At 72.5% G+C, this 1,519-nt stretch carries 1 protein-coding gene and 1 pseudogene; both read left to right on the top strand.

Features of this window, described 5'->3' with window-relative positions; all coding sequences use genetic code 11:
• A pseudogene (locus ELR45_RS36095) lies at positions 1-214 on the top strand (TOBE domain-containing protein); the annotation flags it as partial.
• A partial coding sequence (locus ELR45_RS31485; protein WP_165368268.1) for a TCP-1/cpn60 chaperonin family protein occupies positions 211-1,519 on the top strand: 1,309 nt, incomplete at its 3' end. The pseudogene ELR45_RS36095 and the gene ELR45_RS31485, both read left to right, overlap by 4 nt.

The raw sequence follows: 1,519 nt of genomic DNA, 5'->3' as shown, positions 1-1,519 counted from the left end.
CGCCGACATCGTCGTAGGCGAGATCGACGACGTCGAACCGCTCATCGGAGAGACGGTCGTGCGCCTGCGGACACCCGACGACGCCAGCCTGGCCGCTGTCATCGACGCATTCGCCGACCCGGGCCTGCGCACCGGCGACTCCGTGAAGTTCCAGGTCACCGTCGACCGGCTGCAACTGTTCGACGCGGACACCGGTCAGGCGCTCGTCCCATGAGCGGCCAGAACGACCTGCACCGCGGGTTCGGAACGGTGGCCGAGCTGCTGGCCCGCACGCTCGGCCCGGTGAGTGGTCCCGTCGTGCATGCGGTCGGCCGGTCGGCCGAGACACTCGCCGACTCCCAGACACTGGCCCGGCGCATCACGTCGGTTCCGGGGCGTGGGCACAACGCCGGTGCCGCGATCGCCCGTGACATGGTGCTGCGTGTCGGCGCCTCCCACGGCGACGGCGGCGCCACCTCGGCCGTGCTGGCCAGAGCGATCCTGCGGCATGCCACGAGATCGGTCGCCGCCGGGGCCAACCCGGTGCTCGTCCGCCGAGGTATCCAAACCGGCATCCGCGTGGCATGCGATGCGCTCAAGCACCAGGCGGTCCCCATCGATGGGGAAGACGCCTTTGCCGGGCTGGCCACCACGGCATCCGGCGATCCGGAGCTGGGCGCTGTCCTCGGCGAGGTCGTCGACGTCCTCGGGGACGCCGGTGCAGTCGAGATCCGCCGGGACAAGACGGTGCGGACGGACGCGCGGCTGCTGCACACCTACATCGACGGGGCACGTTGGCGAGCCAAGCCCGTTTCGACGCAGCTCATCCCCGAGGGCATGACCGAGACCACGCTCGTCGAACCGGTGGTCGCCGTTGTCGCCGATGAGCTTCGCGGCGCCGACGACGTCCGCCCGCTGTTGGAGGTGGCGCTGCCGTCGGGGCGTCCGCTGCTCGTCGTCGCCTCCGCCATCGACGACGCCGCCCGGAGGATGTTCAGCCTCAACAACACCCGTGGGACGCTCGTCAGCGCTCCCGTCCTGCTCACCACGGCCCGGCTCCGGCACTCCGAAGACCTCGACGACATCGCGCTGCTGACCGGCGCTCACGTGTGCCGGGCGGAGATCGGCCGGCCGGTGCACTCGATCCGCCCCGACGACCTGGGGCAGGCCCGGCGAGCGTTCGTCGAACGACGCCGGCTCACACTGCTCGGCGGCGCCGGGAGCGCCGACGCGGTCCAGGAGCGCGCGGCCCGGCTCCGGACGCACGCGTGGGAGCGAGACGATGCCGACGAGGTACAACGCCTCTGGCTGCGCCAGGCCCGGTTGCTCGGACGGGTCGCCGTCGTGCGGGTCGGCGCCCGCACCGACCATGAGCTCGAGGCGCGCACGAGCCAGGCCAAGCGGCTGGTTCGGCTTCTGCACGCCGCCGCGCGTGAGGGTGTCGTGCCCGGCGGTGGCGTCGCGTACCTGGCGTGCATCCCGGACGTGTTGGCCGGCCAGGCCAACGCCGGCGACCCGGACGAGGCGCTCGGCATGTCGG

Source organism: Phytoactinopolyspora endophytica, from assembly GCF_004138495.1.
GTDB lineage: Bacteria > Actinomycetota > Actinomycetes > Jiangellales > Jiangellaceae > Phytoactinopolyspora > Phytoactinopolyspora endophytica.
The sequence above is the reverse complement of the archived record's forward strand: the minus strand, read 5'-3'. Positions and strand labels throughout refer to the sequence as shown.